The organism is Pseudomonas sp. NPDC089918 (assembly GCF_050280605.1).
Taxonomy (GTDB): domain Bacteria; phylum Pseudomonadota; class Gammaproteobacteria; order Pseudomonadales; family Pseudomonadaceae; genus Aquipseudomonas.
The window spans coordinates 1-15,942 of sequence record NZ_JBNNVP010000029.1; the positions used below are offsets into that span (position 1 = coordinate 1).

A 15,942-nucleotide genomic window follows, 5' to 3' on the forward strand; every position below is an offset into this window, starting at 1 on the left:
CCCACGCTCTGCGTGGGAATGCAGCCCGTGACGCTCCGCGTCACTGGACGCGGAGCGTCCCTAGAGGCATTCCCACGCAGAGCGTGGGAACGATCGGTACGAGTTAATTAAACTCATCCCCAATCGGATACCGACTGGCATTCAGGCTTTCTTTGATCTTGCGCAAATGCGGCTGGAAATCCACGCCCCGGCGCAGGGTCATGCCGGTGGCGAGCACATCGAGCACGGTCAGCTGAATGATCCGTGACGTCATCGGCATGTAGATGTCGGTGTCTTCCGGCAACGGGATGTTCAGGCTCAAGGTGCTGGCCTTGGCCAGCGGCGAACCCTCGGCCGTCAGGCCCAGCACCGAAGCACCGTTTTCCCGGGCGATGCGCGCCACTTCCACCAGTTCCCGGGTGCGGCCGGTGTAGGAAATGATCACGAACAACTCACCGGTGTGGGCCACCGAGGCAATCATGCGTTGCATCAGCACGTCGGCATGGGCGGTCACCGCCAGGTTGAAGCGGAAGAACTTGTGCTGCGCATCCAGCGCCACCGGGGCCGAGGCGCCGAGGCCGAAGAAGTGGATCTGCCGGGCCTGGATCAACAAGTCAACGGCACGGCTGATCAGGCTCGGGTCAAGCGCCTGTAACGCACTGTCCAAAGAGGCGATGGCGCTGCCGAAAATCTTTTTTGTATACGCTTCCGGATTGTCATCGGCTTCAACCGCCCGGCTGACATACGCCGCGCCACTGGCCAGGCTCTGGGCCAGCTGCAGTTTCAGTTCCGGGTAGCCGCTGACGCCGAACGAGCGGCAGAAACGGTTGACCGTCGGCTCGCTGACCTTCGAGGCCTGGGCGAGGGCGGCAATGCTGAACCGGGTGGCCTGCTCCGGGTTGAGCAGAATCACTTCGGCGACTTTGCGTTCAGCCTTGTTCAGGTCTTCAAGGCGATTCTGGATCTGTTCCAGTAAATTTCGCACGCGATCCATTTCATGTTCCTTAGGTCAGCAGCGCAAATAAGCGTTCGACTAATGCAAATTGGGCCTTTGATACGGCCCATAACGGTGGCCTATCCTACTGATGGCTCCGACCGACCACCACTCGGAATCTGTATTTTGCGAAAATGTTGTGGTTATTACTACATTTTCCCTTGAGTGATGCCTTGAAAAAAGGTATTTGTAGCTTAACTTGATAAAAGAACAAACATCATGCCTTCGATTACGGTTGAACCTTGCACCTTTGCCTTGTTCGGCGCTCTCGGCGATCTGGCCCTGCGCAAGCTGTTTCCTGCCCTTTATCAACTCGATGGCGCCGGCCTGCTTCATGAGGATACGCGCATTATCGCGCTGGCCCGTGAACCCGGCAGCGAGCAGCAGCATCTGGCATTCATCGCCACTGAACTGCGCCGCTACGTGGGCGCCAAAGAGCTGGATGAAGCGGTGCTCGAGCGCTTCCTGGCCCGTTTGAGCTACCTGCACGTCGACTTCCTCAAGGCTGACGATTACGTCGCCCTGGCCGAGCAGGCCGGCAGTGCCCAGCGTGTGATTGCCTACTTCGCCACCCCGGCGGCGGTGTATGGCGCCATTTGCGAGAACCTGTCGAAGGTCGGCCTGACCGAAAACACCCGCGTGGTGCTGGAAAAACCCATCGGTTCGGACCTGGAATCCTCGCGCAAGGTCAACGACGCCGTGGCGCAGTTCTTCCCGGAGAACCGCACCTACCGCATCGACCACTACCTGGGCAAAGAGACCGTACAAAACCTGATCGCCCTGCGTTTCGCCAACAGTCTGTTCGAAACCCAGTGGAACCAGAATTACATCTCCCACGTGGAAATCACCGTGGCCGAGAAGGTCGGGATCGAAGGCCGTTGGGGCTATTTCGACAAGGCCGGGCAGCTGCGGGACATGATCCAGAATCACCTGCTGCAATTGCTCTGCCTGATCGCCATGGACCCGCCGGCTGACCTGTCCGCCGACAGCATTCGCGATGAGAAAGTCAAAGTCCTCAAGGCGCTGGCGCCGATCAGCCCGGAAGGCCTGACCACTCAAGTGGTGCGCGGCCAGTACATCGCCGGCCACAGCGAAGGCAAATCGGTACCCGGGTATCTGGAGGAGCCTAATTCCAACACCCAGAGCGACACCGAAACCTTCGTCGCCCTGCGTGCCGACATTCGTAACTGGCGCTGGGCCGGTGTGCCGTTTTACCTGCGGACCGGCAAGCGCATGCCGCAGAAGCTGTCGCAGATCGTCATCCACTTCAAGGAACCGTCGCACTACATCTTCGCCCCCGAGCAGCGCTTGCAGATCAGCAACAAACTGATCATCCGCCTGCAACCGGATGAAGGCATTTCCTTGCGCGTGATGACCAAAGAACAAGGCCTGGACAAGGGCATGCAGCTGCGCAGCGGTCCGTTGCAGCTGAATTTTTCCGACACTTATCGCAGCGCGCGGATTCCCGACGCCTACGAGCGGTTGTTACTGGAAGTGATGCGCGGCAATCAGAATTTGTTTGTCCGTAAAGATGAAATCGAAGCCGCGTGGAAGTGGTGTGACCAGTTGATCGCCGGGTGGAAAAAATCCGGCGATGCGCCCAAGCCGTACGCGGCAGGGTCGTGGGGGCCGATGAGCTCCATTGCACTGATCACGCGGGACGGGAGGTCGTGGTATGGCGATATCTGAATTGAAACTGCCTCAGGGCGTTAGCGCTCATGAGTTCAAAAGCCCGGTGTTGCTGGCCGAAGGCCTGGCATTGACGGTGGCCAAGCAATTGAGCGACGCCATTACCGCACAAGGCGCCGCGACGCTGGTGGTGTCTGGCGGACGCAGCCCGGTCGCGTTTTTCCAGCACCTGGCCAAGCAGAAGCTGGACTGGTCGAAAGTGGTGGTCAGCCTGGCTGACGAGCGCTGGGTGCCGGTGGAACATGCCGACAGCAATGCCGGTCTGCTCAAGCGTTACCTGTTGCAAGGCCCGGCGGCCAAGGCTCAGTTCCTGAGCCTCTACAGTGCCACCGCCAACCTGGAACAGGCCGCCGAGCAGGCTGATCGCTTGCTCGCCGAATTGCCAGCGATTGACGTGCTGGTGCTGGGCATGGGCGACGACGGTCATACCGCGTCGCTGTTCCCCAACAGCCCGAACCTGGCCGATGCCTTGAAAGTCGACGGCACCCGTCGTTGCTGGCCGATGCTGGCGCCGACCGTGCCCCATCAACGCCTGACCATGAGTCGCGCGCTGCTGGCTTCGGCGAAGCACACCGTTCTATCGATTTCCGGTCAGTCCAAGCTGACCACCCTGAATGCCGCCCTGGCCGGTGACGATGTCGCCGCCATGCCGATTCGGGCGTTTCTGCAACCTACGTTAGAGATTTACTGGTGCCCATGAACCAAGGATCAGCCGCTATGACAAACACATCCCCGACCGTTTCCATGGCGGACAAAGTTGCCCTGATCGACAGCCTTTGCGCCAAGGCGCGGATCCTGCCGGTGATCACCATCGCCCGTGAACAGGACGTACTGCCGTTGGCCGACGCCCTGGCGGCCGGTGGCCTGACGGCGCTGGAAGTGACCCTGCGTTCGCAGTTCGGCCTCAAGGCGATCCAGATCCTGCGCGAGCAGCGTCCGGAACTGGTGACTGGTGCCGGTACCGTACTGGATCGCAGCATGCTGGCCGCTGCCGAAGCGGCGGGTTCGCAATTCATCGTCACGCCGGGTATCACCCGTGATCTGCTTGAAGCCAGTGTCAACAGCCCGATCCCGCTGTTGCCGGGTATCAGCAATGCCTCCGGCATCATGGAAGGCTATTGCCTGGGTTATCGCCGCTTCAAGCTGTTCCCGGCGGAAGTCAGTGGCGGCGTCGCGGCCATCAAGGCCCTGGGCGGCCCGTTCGGCGAAGTAAAATTCTGCCCGACCGGCGGCGTCAGCCCGGCCAACATCAAGAGCTACATGGCGTTGAAAAACGTGATGTGCGTGGGCGGTAGCTGGATGCTTGACCCCGAGTGGATCAAGAACGGCGACTGGGCCCGCATCCAGGAATGCACCGCTGAGGCGTTGGCGCTGCTGGACTGATTAACCGGATTTACCAAACACTTCGTTGTGTGTTCTACGGCTTTACGGTGCGCTTGGTCGGCGCACCGTTTTTTTTTGCCTGAAATAAACCCCTTATGGCTGCAACCCCTTTTTTGCCAAAAAAATCCTACAAGAAAAAAAGCGATACATAGTTACCGCATCTCGTCGCCCGTCCAGCGTTAACCTGCGTTCATCTTATGGAAGAGAGAACGTCATGGACGACAATACTGCAATGACATCCCCACCTCCGGCTTGCCAACTGTCACCCGAACAGATCGCCGGCCCGTATTTTCGAAACCCGAAACTGATCCGGCGCAACATCAGCGAAGGCGTGGACGGCATCCCCTTGGTGCTGCGGCTGACGATCGTCGATGCGATGACCGGTCAACCGGTCACCGGGGCGGTGGTCGATATCTGGCATTGCAACGCGCGCGGGGCGTATTCGGGGTGGAGCAAGATCAACCCGGACAAGAAAGTCAGCGTCGGTGATATCGGGTCTATCCCGCGTACCGATGATGATACCTACCTGCGTGGTGGGCAATTCACGGACAAAAACGGCATCGTCCGGTTTACCACGATCTATCCGGGGTTTTATGCCGGCCGAGCGCTGCACATACATGTCGCGGTACGCATCACAGCCGGCAACAACTATCTCGAAGAACGCCATGTCGCCTGGGTTGGCCAACTCTACTTCCCGGACGTAGCGTCGAGATCGGTGCTTGATACCAGAGAATACGGCGGGCGCACGGTATCAGCGCTGACAAACGATGAAGATTTTCACTACAAACACCGAGGCGGCGAAGCCTCGACCTTGAATGTCCATGCCATCGGTCGAGACTCGAACGACGACGGCTTTTTCGGGTACATGACCATCGGCGTCGACACGTTTGCAGTGTCATCGCAAATCAAGCCCGAGGACTTCGACAAATACACCGTGTGACCTCAGCGCAATTCAGTCAGCGCCCGTGCCAGCCGATCCATGTCGGCTGCGGTGGTGGTGAGGCCCGGCGTAATGCGGATGCACGGGCCACACGCTGCACCGCTGCGCATCACGGTAAACAGGTTGTAGTCGTTGAGCAGGCGCTCGACCATCACCTGCTGATCGGCATGCCGGGTAAAGCGCATCGAGGTGATGGCGCAATACAGGCGCGGGTCATCCGGGGTCATGATTTCGATCCCCGGTAACCCCCGAACGGCATCGACCCATCGGTTACGCAGGTAATTGAGCCGCATGCCCTTGGCAACGGAACCGCCCATGGCGTGATGTTCTTCGAACACCAACGGCAGGGTCAGCAGGGCCGGAATATTGGGCGTGCTGTAGGGCGTGCGGGCGCGAATGTCGGTGACCGGGAAATGCATCTCGCCCATGTCCGGGTCAATATCGGCCAGGCGCTCGGGGGCGATGTAAATGAAGCCCAGCGTCAGCGGCGCACCGATCCATTTGTGCAAGTTGTAACCAGCAAAGGCGATGCCCAGTTTCTCGAGATCGAACTCGATCTGACCGAGGGCATGGGCGCCGTCGAGGATCACATCGATCCCGTGTTCCCTGGCGGCAGCGGCAATCGCCTGCACCGGCATGACCAGTCCGGTGCGATGGGTGACGTGGGTCAGCGCCATCAGCTTCAGGCGCGGATAACGCACGAAAGCTTCGCGGTAAGCGGTGAGTAAACTGTCGAAACTGGCGGGGTAGGAGTGTTCGATCTCGATCACTTCCACGCCTCGATAACGTGCCAGCCAACGCATTGCGCCCTTGACCGTGTCGTACTCCAGATCGCTTATCAGCACCTGATCGCCCGGTGCCAGGCGATTGTAGTTGCGGATCAGCGATTGCAGGCCATCCGAAGCGTTGCGGGTGAAGGCAACGGCTTCGGCGGGGGCACCGATCAGCTCGGCCAGTTGCTCACGAATCTTGACGCTTTCGCCCTGTTCGAAGCGCTGGCGCACATGCACCGAGTTGCCGCGGTTGATGAGTTCGATGTTGCGCTGATACTCCTCGACCACGGTGCGCGACATGCGCCCGAAATAACCGTTTTCCAGGTTCAGGGGGCCGGGTTCGACAGCGTAGCGGTCGGCAAAGGTCTGCCAAAAGGCTTCATCGCGGGTACGGCGGGTGTTATCGGGCATGAGCAACTCGGTGAGGTAGGGCGGGTCAGTGGCGAGGCGCGGGTTTGCCGTGTTTGGCGCGCAGGGGTTCGAGCAGTTCCGACAAGCCGTTGTGGTCGATTTCCTGCATCAAAGCCAGCAAACCGCCCAGTTCACCGTGGGGGAAACCTTCGCGAGCGAACCAGTTCAGGTATGGGCCGGGCAGGTCAGCGATGATGCGGCCCTTGTATTTGCCGAAGGGCATTTCGCGGGTAATCAGCAGTTCGAGCTTTTCGGGATTCATCATCAGTCATCTTGATTCAAGGCAGTCTGGAAAATACAGGCATTCTGCATGCAGGCCAAATGACAGATCATGCAAAAAAAGCGGATACAGATTCCTCGTTAAAACCTAACCAATTGAAATATAAGTAAAAAGTTATAAATTCAAAGCTGGCATGCAGGCTGCAACTACTTATTGCATCTTTCATCAACCGCAAGGAATTGAAAAATGACCGACATTAATAAAGAAGCGATTTCTGTACTCAACGACCTGATTGAAACCAGTAAAGACGGTCAGGAAGGGTTCAAGACTTGCGCTGAAGACATCAAGAATCCAGAACTCAAAAACCTGTTCATGCAGCGCTCCGCCGACTGCGCTACTGCCGCTGCCGAACTGCAAGCCACTGTGCGTTCCCTGGGCGGTGATCCGGAAACCTCCACCAGTGTCAGTGGCGATATGCACCGTCGCTGGGTCGATGTGAAGGCGATGTTCACCGGCAAGGATGAAGAGGCGGTGCTGAACGAAGCCGAACGCGGTGAAGACCACGCGCTGAAGGCGTACAAGGAAGCGCTGGAAAAAATCAACAAAGACAACCTGGTGAGCATTCGTGACATCGTTGAACGCCAGTATCACGGCGTGCAACGCAACCACGATCAGGTGAAAGCCCTGCGTAACCAGGCTCGCGCACGTTCATAAGCGTTCGTAACTGTCAAAAACGCCAGCCAGTCTGGCGTTTTTTTATGTTCGGGATTTAATACTGGACGGGATATAGATAGCTAGCTAATAATTTGTCATTCAAATCATCTCGCCTAACCGGTCTATCGTTAAACCGTCCTTTCAAGAGTGTCCTCCGTGCCTATCACTTTGCAGGCTTTGTTCGCGCCTGACCGCCGCGCCTTGCAGTTCGCGATCAAGACTTTGATCGGCGGCGGCCTGGCACTGTGGCTGGCGTTGCGCTGGGGGCTGGAGCAACCGTCGTGGGCGTTGATGACGGCATTTATCGTCGCCCAACCGTTGTCCGGGATGGTGGTGCACAAGGGTTTGGCACGGCTGTTGGGTACGCTGGTCGGGACGATCATGTCGGTGGTGTTCATGGGCCTGTTCGCTCAGACGCCCTGGCTGTTTTTGCTGGCGTTGGCGTTGTGGCTCGGGTTGTGTACGGCGAGTTCGACCTTGCTGCGCAGTGCCTGGTCCTATTCCTTCGTGTTGGCCGGTTACACGGTGGCGATCATCGCATTGCCAGCCATTACCCATCCGCTGACAGTGTTCGATCAAGCCGTGGCGCGCTGCACGGAAATCTGCCTGGGCATTCTCTGCGCCACCGCTGCCAGTGCGTTGCTCTGGCCTTTGCGGGTCGAACGGCAACTGGCGGACCAGGCCCGGGCAGCCTGGCAAAGCGGCATGAATGCCGCGCGTGCGACGTTGGCCGGCGACGCTCAGGCGCGTAAAGGCTTACTGGAAATACTCGGGAAAATCGTCGCGGTCGATGCCCAGCGCGAGCATGCCTGGTTTGAAGGTAGCCTCGGTCGGCAACGAGCGCGGGCCATCAGCGGTTTGAGTCAGAAGTTGTTGATGCTGTTGCGCATCGCCCGTTCGGTACGCCGCCAATGGAATCAATTGGAACTGCTCGAAGCCGAGCAACTGATGCCATGGATGACCGAGGTTCAAGAAGCGATTGGCGCTTGTGATACCGCCCAGTTGCAAGCCTTGCGCCCGAGGTTGCTCGACGCCTCTCACGATCCACACATCAGTGCTGCGCAAAGTTACTGTCTGGCCCGTTTCACTTTGTTGCTCGATACCGCCATGGCGGCCTGTACCGCATTGAAAGCGGTGCAGGAGGGGCGTGAAACGGCCGACCCGCCGAGAACCCTTACGCCGCATCGCGACCTGTCATTGGCGCTGGTCTTTGGCGCGCGCAGTGCGCTGGCGTTTCTGGTGGTGTCGGGTTTCTGGCTGGCGACGGCATGGCCTGCGGCGTCGGGCGCTCTGGTGCTGACGTGTGTGGTGTGCAGTCTGTTTGCCAGCCGCGAGAATGGGGCGCAAATCGGCATGAGTTTTCTACGGGGCATCCTGCTGGCGATTCCATCGGCGTTTATCGTCGGGCAGTTTCTGCTGCCGCAATGGAGCGGGTTTGCGCTGCTGTGCGTGGGCATGGGCGTGCCGCTGTTTCTCGGCGCGCTGGGCATGGCCAAACCGCAGATCGGCGCCACGGCCACTTCCTTCTGTCTGCACTTTATTGTGCTGGTTTCGCCGCTGAACACGATGAAGTTCGATGTCGCGAATTTCTTCAATAGCGCTCAGGCCATGTTGATCGGTGTCGGCGCTGCCGTATTGGCGTTTCACTTGCTGATCATGCGTAACCCGACATGGCATGGCCGACGCTTACTGGCGGCGACCCTCGCCGATCTGGTGCGCCTCACCCGACGCAATCTGCGCGGCGCCGAAAGCTGGTTCGGCGGGCGCATGGCCGACCGTTTGCTGCAACTGGCGCGGCATTATCCCGAGTTGCCGGAGCCGGCGCGCAGCCGCTGGGATGACGGCTTGCTCGGCCTGGACATCGGCGATGAGTTGCTGCATTTGCGCTTGAGCCTGGCGGCCGCACAGGTGCCGGTCAGTGCGCCCCAGCAGCGTTATCTCGAGCAACTGGAAAAAGTCCTCGGGCAAGGCCCGGCCGGCAGTCGCGCCGAGGCGCTGGCGCAACCCAGCGAAGCGTTATTGAAAACCTTGTACGCGTTGCCGCCCAGCGACGCGGTGAAACTCGCCCAGGGCGCTGTGCTGCAATTGCAAAGCAGCTGGCGTGCCTGGTGTCACCAACAGGAGCAAAGCCATGGGCTTGCGTGAGTGGTCGGTGGGCGGCGTGCTGCTCAGTCCGTTTCTGATTGATGTGTTGCTGGCGTTGCTGGTGACCGGAGCGTTGCGCATGGTATTGCGCCTGACCCCGGTCGGTCGCTGGATCTGGCACGAAGCGTTGTTTGATTGCGCCTTGTACGTCTGTGTATTGACCTTGATCACCGTCGTACTCGGGCCTTTATAAAGGAGTTGAATATGCGTACATCCGTACGTGTCGCGATAACCCTGAGCCTGACGGCGCTGGCGATTTTTGCCGGCTTCCATCTGTGGCAGTACTACATGTTGACGCCCTGGACTCGCGACGCGCGGATCCGAGCCGACGTCGTAGTCATCGCCCCCGACGTGTCTGGCTGGGTGCGAGAGCTCAAGGCTTTCGATAACCAACAGGTCAAGGCTGGCGATGTGTTGCTGAGTATCGACCGTGATCGTTTCGAAGCCGCGCTGGAGAAGGCGCAAGCGGTGGTGCAGACCCGTCAGCAGCAACTCGGTTTGCGTGAACACGAAGCCAGCCGCCGAGCCAGTCTCGGGCCGCAGGCGATCAGTGCCGAACTGCGCGAGAACGCGCAAATCAATGCCGGCATCGCCCGGGGCGAACTGCGTGAAGCTCAGGCTGAAGCCAAGGTCGCGCAACTCAACCTGACTCGCAGCGAGGTGCATGCGCCGCGCAGCGGTCACGTCACCAACCTGCGTCTGGCCCAGGGTAATTACGTGAATGCCGGGCAACCGGTGATGGCGTTGATCGACGATTCGACCTTTTATGTGCAGGCGTATTTTGAAGAAACCAAACTGCCGCGAATTCGCGTCGGCGATCCGGTCAAAGTCTGGCTCATGAGCGCCGGGGAGGCGTTGCAGGGGCACGTCGAAAGCATCAGTCGCGGGATTACCGACCGCAATACCACGCCCGATGGGCAGTTGCTGGCCGAGGTGGAACCGACGTTTAACTGGGTACGCCTGGCGCAGCGGATTCCGGTGCGGATCAAGCTCGACACGTTGCCTGAAGGGATCAGTTTGAGCGCGGGGATGACGGCGAGTGTGCAGGTGCAGGAGGAAGGTAACTGATCATTCCCACGCTCCGCGTGGGAATGCCGCCCAGGACGCTCTGCGTCTTGCCGTTGGTGACGCGGAGCGTCACTGGATGCATTCCCACGCGGAGCGTGGGAATGATCATGCGGACTTGCAAATCAGCCGATGCTGATCGCCGGCAACGTCGGCAACGTCACGGTCTGTTGCTTGCGCGGCGCCAGAATTTCCGCCTCGCCATCCACGACCAACTCATCGCGCTGGTTGAACACCCGGGTGGCGATACGTACACGAAACTTCGGCAGTTTCTCGAGAATTTCCAGGCGCACGGTCAGTGTGTCGCCAATTTTCACCGGCTTCTGAAAGCTCATCGTCTGACCGATATAAATCGTCCCCGGCCCAGGCAACTCGCAAGCCACCGCCGCGCTGATCAATGCGCCGCTGAACATGCCATGGGCAATACGCTCCTTGAACATGCTGGCGGCGGCGAACTCGGCGTCCAGGTGCACCGGGTTGTGGTCGCCGGACATCGCGGCGAACAACTGAATGTCGCGCTCTTCGACGGTCTTGCTGTAGCTGGCGGTCTGGCCGACTTCAAGGGCTTCGTAAGGCGTGTTGGTAACCTGGGTCATCTGTCTCTATTCCTGTGACGAATTAAAAAAAATCCACAAAAAAACTATTCGGTTCTGGGTGGCCGGCGAGCGCTCAAGTCCTGGGCGATCCAGTTCAGCACATCGGCAGTCACTTCATCGCGATTGATTTCATTGAACAGTTCATGCCGGGCCTGCGGGTAAATAGTCAGCTGCAGGTTCTGGCAGCCAGCGTCGCGCAGGGCGTGGGCCAGATCTTTCAGACGTTTGCCTTCGCTCACCGGATCACATTCGCCGCCGATCACCAGCAGCGGCAGGCCCGGATCGATCTGGGCGAGATTGGACGCTTTGCTGATTTGCTGCAAGCCGCCGAGCAAATCGATCCACAGTTGATTGGTGCAGCGAAAGCCGCAGAGCGGGTCATTGGCGTATTTGTCGACTTCAGTCGGGTCGCGACTCAGCCAGTCGAACGGCGTGCGCGCCGGTTTGAATTTCTTGTTGAATGAGCCGAACGACAGCCATTCGATCAGCGCACTGAGACCCTTGGGCCCTTGGCGCAGGCGTTCGAGGCGAGCAATCTGTCGCGCTGCGCGATAGAGCGTTACGGGCTGGAAGTTCGAGCCGCTGAGAATCGCCCCGTGCAGGCTGGCGCTGTGGTGCAGCAAATAAGCCTGGGCGATGTAGCTGCCCATGCTGTGGCCGAGCAACACGATCGGCACGCCGGGATGCTGTTGGCCGATATGTTGGTTAAGGCTGGCCAGGTCGCCGACCACTTTGCACCAGCCATCATCATCGGCGAAATGGCCCAAGGTGCCGTTTTCGGCAGTTTTGCCATGTCCACGCAGGTCGGGCGCATAAACGCCGTAATCCTGATCACAGCATGCTTGCGCCAGACGGGCGTAACGGCCGCTGTGTTCCGCCATGCCGTGGGCCAGCAGGATCACCGCCTTGAGCGGCGCGGCCGGCAGCCACTGGTTGACGAAGAGGCTGCTGCGGTCACTCGCGGTCAGCCAGAAAGTGTCGTGGATCATGGCGATTCCTTTGCGTTGGGCTGCATGAGGCTGCCGGGTGGGAAACAGCCTCGATGCATTGTATAGCGCATCCCGTCGCCTACTGTCTGATCAGGCCACGGCGGGGCAGCAAGATTCACGCAATCAATGACGACCGTACGCATATTTGCCTGATTCGTTATAGCTGCTAGTGTCCGGGAAGCACCGTTTTTCGCTTTCTGTTTTTGAGAAAGGACAGAAAGCGGCCCCGGATAGGCTCAGGTAAAGAGGACAAGAACAATGCAACCTGATTTCTGGAATGACAAGCGCCCGGCTGGCGTGCCCCTGGATATTGATCTTGGAGCCTATAAGTCGGTGATCGAGGTGTTCGAGCGTTCCTGCAAGAAATTTGCCGACCGCCCGGCGTTCAGCAACATGGGCGTGACCCTGACCTACGCCGAACTGGAACGCTACAGCGCCGCGTTTGCCGGGTACCTGCAAGCCCACACCGACCTCGTGCCGGGGGATCGCATCGCAGTGCAGATGCCCAACGTCCTGCATTACCCGATTGCCGTGTTCGGCGCCTTGCGCGCCGGGCTGATCGTGGTCAATACCAACCCGTTGTACACCGCGCGGGAGATGCGTCATCAGTTCAAGGACTCCGGTGCCCGGGCGCTGGTCTACCTGAACGTGTTCGGACAGAAGGTCCAGGAAGTGCTGCCCGACACCGACATTCAGTACCTGATCGAAGCGAAGATGGGCGACTTGATGCCCACCGCCAAGGGTTGGCTGGTCAATACCCTGGTGAGCAAAGTCAAGAAGATGGTCCCGGACTATTCCTTGCCGCAGGCTATTTCCTTCAAGAGCGCGCTGCGTCTGGGCCGGGGCCTGGGCATCAAACCGCTGTACGTCGGCCTCGACGACATCGCCGTGCTGCAATACACCGGCGGCACCACCGGGCTGGCCAAGGGCGCCATGCTGACCCACGGCAATCTGGTGGCGAACATGCAGCAGGCGCGGGCGTGTCTGGGGCAATTTGGTGCAGACGGTCAACCACTGCTGCGCGAAGGTCAGGAAGTGATGATCGCGCCGCTGCCGCTGTACCATATCTATGCCTTTACGGCGAACTGCATGTGCATGATGGTGACCGGCAACCACAACGTGCTGATCACCAATCCACGGGACATTGGTAACTTCATCAAGGAACTGAAGAACTGGCGGTTTTCGGCGCTGCTGGGGCTCAACACGCTGTTCGTCGCGCTGATGGACCATCCCGACTTCAAGACCCTGGATTTCTCCAGCCTCAAACTCACCAACTCCGGCGGCACCGCGCTGGTCAAGGCCACGGCCGAGCGCTGGGAGCAGCTCACCGGTTGCCGCATCACCGAAGGTTACGGCCTGACCGAAACCTCGCCAGTGGCCTGCACCAATCCCTACGGCGACAAGTCGCGCATCGGCACGGTCGGCCTGCCGGTGCCAGGCACAACCCTGAAAGTGATCAACGATGAAGGCGTCGAGCAATCGCTGGGCGAGCGTGGCGAACTGTGCATCAAGGGCCCGCAGATCATGAAGGGCTATTGGCAGAAACCCGAAGCCACCGCCGAAGTGCTGGACGCCGACGGCTGGTTCAAGTCCGGCGACATTGCGGTGATCGACCCGGACGGTTTCGTGCGCATCGTCGATCGCAAGAAAGACATGATCATCGTCTCGGGCTTCAACGTGTACCCGAACGAGATCGAAGACGTGGTGATGGCTCACCCGAAAGTCGCCAACTGCGCGGTGATCGGCGTGCCGGACGAGCGTTCGGGGGAGGCGGTGAAGTTGTTTGTGGTGGCCCGCGAATCCGGGGTGAGCCTTGAAGAGCTGAAGGCCTACTGCAAGGAAAACTTCACGGCGTACAAAGTCCCCAAGCACATCGTCTTGCGAGAGTCGTTGCCGATGACGCCGGTGGGCAAGATTCTGCGGCGGGAGTTGCGAGAGATCGCCTGATCGTTGAATGGCCGCGCTTCGCGCGGGTCGCGGGCAAGCCACGCTCCCACATGTTCAGTGTGCACAAAGAATGTGTACGACGCGGACCTTGTGGGAACGGGCTTGCCCGCGATGCTTTTCAGGGAAGAGGCCCAAAGTACGGGGCTTTTAAGGCTATATAGAATTTTTGCTCTAAAATGACCGTTTGTTTGTCTTGAGTCATTAAAGTGACTATAGAGGCCGTTTTTGGCTCTGGTCGGCCCTTGGCAAAGCTGCTACTCTCGGCGCGCTTTGTGACTTCTCGGCCTTGTTAAAAGCCAGACTCACCAATAATCAAACACCAATAATAATCGCATCAAATGCGGTATTTGAATTCGCGTTGCTGAGGAGTGGGCTTCCATGATCGAAGACTTTTGGAAGGATAAGTACCCAGCTGGAATTGCTGCCGAGATCAATCCAGACGAGTATCCGAATATTCAGGCAGTGTTGAAGCAATCCTGCCAACGCTTCGCTGACAAACCGGCATTCAGCAACCTGGGCAAGACAATCACCTACGGTGAGCTGTACGAATTGTCCGGTGCCTTTGCTGCTTACCTGCAACAGCATACCGATTTGCAACCCGGCGATCGAATCGCCGTGCAACTCCCCAACGTGCTGCAGTACCCGGTCGCCGTTTTCGGTGCCATCCGCGCCGGGCTGATCGTGGTCAATACCAACCCGCTGTACACCGCGCGGGAAATGGAACATCAATTCAACGATTCCGGTGCCAAAGCCCTGGTCTGCCTGGCCAACATGGCGCATCTGGCCGAGACCGTCGTGCCGAAAACCGGCGTCAAGCATGTGATCGTCACTGAAGTGGCCGACCTGCTGCCGCCGCTCAAGCGTCTGCTGGTCAACAGCGTCATCAAGTACGTGAAGAAGATGGTTCCGGCGTATCACTTGCCCAAGGCCATCAAATTCAATGACGTGCTGCGCAAGGGCCATGGCCAGCCAGTGGCGGAAGCCAACCCGGCCAGCAGCGACGTTGCCGTGCTGCAATACACCGGTGGCACTACCGGCGTGGCCAAGGGTGCGATGCTGACCCATCGCAATCTGGTGGCGAACATGCTGCAGTGCAAAGCGCTGATGGGTTCCAACCTCAATGAAGGTTGCGAGATCCTGATCACCCCGCTGCCGCTGTACCACATCTATGCGTTCACCTTTCATTGCATGGCGATGATGCTGATCGGCAACCACAACATCCTGATCAGCAACCCGCGCGACCTGACGGCGATGGTCAAGGAACTGTCGAAGTGGAAGTTCAGTGGTTTCGTCGGCCTGAACACGCTGTTCGTCGCGCTGTGCAACAACGAAGCGTTCCGCAAGCTGGATTTCTCCAGCCTGAAAATCACTCTGTCCGGCGGCATGGCCTTGCAACTGGCCGCGGCCGAACGCTGGAAAGAGGTTACCGGTTGCCCGATCTGCGAAGGTTACGGCATGACCGAAACCAGCCCGGTGGCCACGGTGAACCCGAGCCAGAACATCCAGATCGGCACCATCGGTATTCCGGTGCCATCGACGCTGTGCAAAGTCATCGACGATGCCGGTGTTGAACAGCCGTTGGGCGCCATCGGTGAGCTGTGTGTGAAAGGTCCGCAAGTCATGAAGGGCTACTGGCAGCGTCAGGACGCCACCGATGAAATACTCGACAGCGAAGGCTGGTTGAAGACCGGTGACATCGCGCTGATCCAGCCTGACGGTTACATGCGCATTGTCGATCGCAAGAAAGACATGATCCTGGTGTCCGGTTTCAACGTTTATCCCAATGAGCTTGAAGACGTGCTGGCGACTCTGCCGGGCGTGCTGCAATGCGCGGCCATCGGTGTGCCGGACGAGAAGTCGGGCGAGGCGATCAAGATCTTTATCGTCGCCAAACCGGGTGTGACCCTGACCAAGGATCAGGTGATGGAGCACATGCGCGCCAACGTCACCGGCTACAAAGTGCCGAAAGCCGTGGAATTTCGCGACGCGCTGCCGACCACCAACGTCGGCAAGATCCTGCGCCGCGAACTGCGCGACGAAGAGCTGAAGAAGCTGGGCGTGAAGAAAGTCAGCGCCTAGCCAAACAAAAGCCCCGCA

The 15,942-nt window shown here is 59.1% G+C and carries 15 protein-coding genes; 10 read left to right on the forward strand and 5 right to left on the reverse strand.

Going from position 1 to position 15,942, the window contains the following annotated elements; genetic code table 11:
• Positions 1–103: 103 nt before the first annotated feature.
• Positions 104–964 carry a MurR/RpiR family transcriptional regulator gene (locus tag ACQKPC_RS19890; protein WP_177319492.1) on the reverse strand — a complete coding sequence of 287 codons (861 nt, stop codon included), beginning with the start codon at positions 962–964 and terminating at the stop codon, positions 104–106.
• Positions 965–1,192: 228 nt separating this feature from the next.
• On the opposite strand from ACQKPC_RS19890, the gene zwf reads away from it, so the two are divergent.
• The 4 genes from zwf (at position 1,193) to ACQKPC_RS19910 (ending at position 4,985) form a co-directional block, all read left to right on the forward strand.
• Entirely contained in the window at positions 1,193–2,662 is a 1,470-nt protein-coding gene (gene zwf / locus ACQKPC_RS19895) for a glucose-6-phosphate dehydrogenase (protein ID WP_123495454.1), read from the forward strand.
• Positions 2,649–3,362 carry a 6-phosphogluconolactonase gene (gene pgl / locus ACQKPC_RS19900; RefSeq protein ID WP_427625995.1) on the forward strand — a complete coding sequence of 238 codons (714 nt, stop codon included), beginning with the start codon at positions 2,649–2,651 and terminating at the stop codon, positions 3,360–3,362. The genes zwf and pgl overlap by 14 nt, the downstream gene beginning before the upstream one ends.
• A gap of 17 nt (positions 3,363–3,379) precedes the next feature.
• The gene (locus tag ACQKPC_RS19905) at positions 3,380–4,045 is read left to right on the forward strand and encodes a bifunctional 4-hydroxy-2-oxoglutarate aldolase/2-dehydro-3-deoxy-phosphogluconate aldolase (RefSeq protein WP_427625996.1); all 666 of its coding nucleotides are present in this window, start codon (positions 3,380–3,382) and stop codon (positions 4,043–4,045) included.
• A gap of 214 nt (positions 4,046–4,259) precedes the next feature.
• Positions 4,260–4,985, forward strand: a complete 726-nt coding sequence (locus tag ACQKPC_RS19910; RefSeq protein ID WP_427625997.1) for an intradiol ring-cleavage dioxygenase — start codon at positions 4,260–4,262, stop codon at positions 4,983–4,985.
• Positions 4,986–4,987: 2 nt separating this feature from the next.
• Here ACQKPC_RS19910 and ACQKPC_RS19915 read toward each other — a convergent pair whose 3' ends face one another.
• Positions 4,988–6,169 carry an aminotransferase class V-fold PLP-dependent enzyme gene (locus tag ACQKPC_RS19915; protein WP_427625998.1) on the reverse strand — a complete coding sequence of 394 codons (1,182 nt, stop codon included), beginning with the start codon at positions 6,167–6,169 and terminating at the stop codon, positions 4,988–4,990.
• Positions 6,170–6,194: 25 nt separating this feature from the next.
• Positions 6,195–6,431, reverse strand: a complete 237-nt coding sequence (locus ACQKPC_RS19920) for a DUF3820 family protein (RefSeq protein WP_003213031.1) — start codon at positions 6,429–6,431, stop codon at positions 6,195–6,197.
• A 204-nt stretch (positions 6,432–6,635) separates the two neighbouring features.
• On the opposite strand from ACQKPC_RS19920, the gene ACQKPC_RS19925 reads away from it, so the two are divergent.
• From ACQKPC_RS19925 to ACQKPC_RS19940, 4 genes are all read left to right on the forward strand, one after another.
• Complete coding sequence (locus ACQKPC_RS19925) at positions 6,636–7,103, forward strand: ferritin-like domain-containing protein (protein ID WP_427625999.1); 468 nt, start codon at positions 6,636–6,638, stop codon at positions 7,101–7,103.
• 156 nt (positions 7,104–7,259) lie between these two features.
• Complete coding sequence (locus ACQKPC_RS19930; protein WP_427626000.1) at positions 7,260–9,248, forward strand: FUSC family protein; 1,989 nt, start codon at positions 7,260–7,262, stop codon at positions 9,246–9,248.
• Positions 9,235–9,441 (forward strand): DUF1656 domain-containing protein, encoded by a 207-nt coding sequence (locus tag ACQKPC_RS19935; protein ID WP_008069143.1) that lies wholly within the window; start codon positions 9,235–9,237, stop codon positions 9,439–9,441. Before ACQKPC_RS19930 ends, ACQKPC_RS19935 begins: the two co-directional genes overlap by 14 nt.
• 11 nt (positions 9,442–9,452) lie before the next feature.
• Positions 9,453–10,316, forward strand: a complete 864-nt coding sequence (locus tag ACQKPC_RS19940) for an efflux RND transporter periplasmic adaptor subunit (RefSeq protein WP_427626001.1) — start codon at positions 9,453–9,455, stop codon at positions 10,314–10,316.
• Positions 10,317–10,438: 122 nt separating this feature from the next.
• Here ACQKPC_RS19940 and ACQKPC_RS19945 read toward each other — a convergent pair whose 3' ends face one another.
• Positions 10,439–10,909, reverse strand: a complete 471-nt coding sequence (locus ACQKPC_RS19945) for a MaoC family dehydratase (RefSeq protein ID WP_007902410.1) — start codon at positions 10,907–10,909, stop codon at positions 10,439–10,441.
• Positions 10,910–10,953: 44 nt separating this feature from the next.
• Positions 10,954–11,898 (reverse strand): lysophospholipase, encoded by a 945-nt coding sequence (locus ACQKPC_RS19950; protein ID WP_427626002.1) that lies wholly within the window; start codon positions 11,896–11,898, stop codon positions 10,954–10,956.
• Between the two features lie 258 nt (positions 11,899–12,156).
• Between ACQKPC_RS19950 and fadD2 the strand changes: the two genes are divergently transcribed.
• On the forward strand, positions 12,157–13,845 hold the full coding sequence (fadD2, locus tag ACQKPC_RS19955; protein WP_427626003.1) for a long-chain-fatty-acid--CoA ligase FadD2: 1,689 nt from the start codon (positions 12,157–12,159) through the stop codon (positions 13,843–13,845).
• 378 nt (positions 13,846–14,223) lie between these two features.
• Positions 14,224–15,924, forward strand: a complete 1,701-nt coding sequence (gene fadD1, locus ACQKPC_RS19960; protein WP_008069135.1) for a long-chain-fatty-acid--CoA ligase FadD1 — start codon at positions 14,224–14,226, stop codon at positions 15,922–15,924.
• The last annotated feature ends 18 nt before the right edge of the window (positions 15,925–15,942 follow it).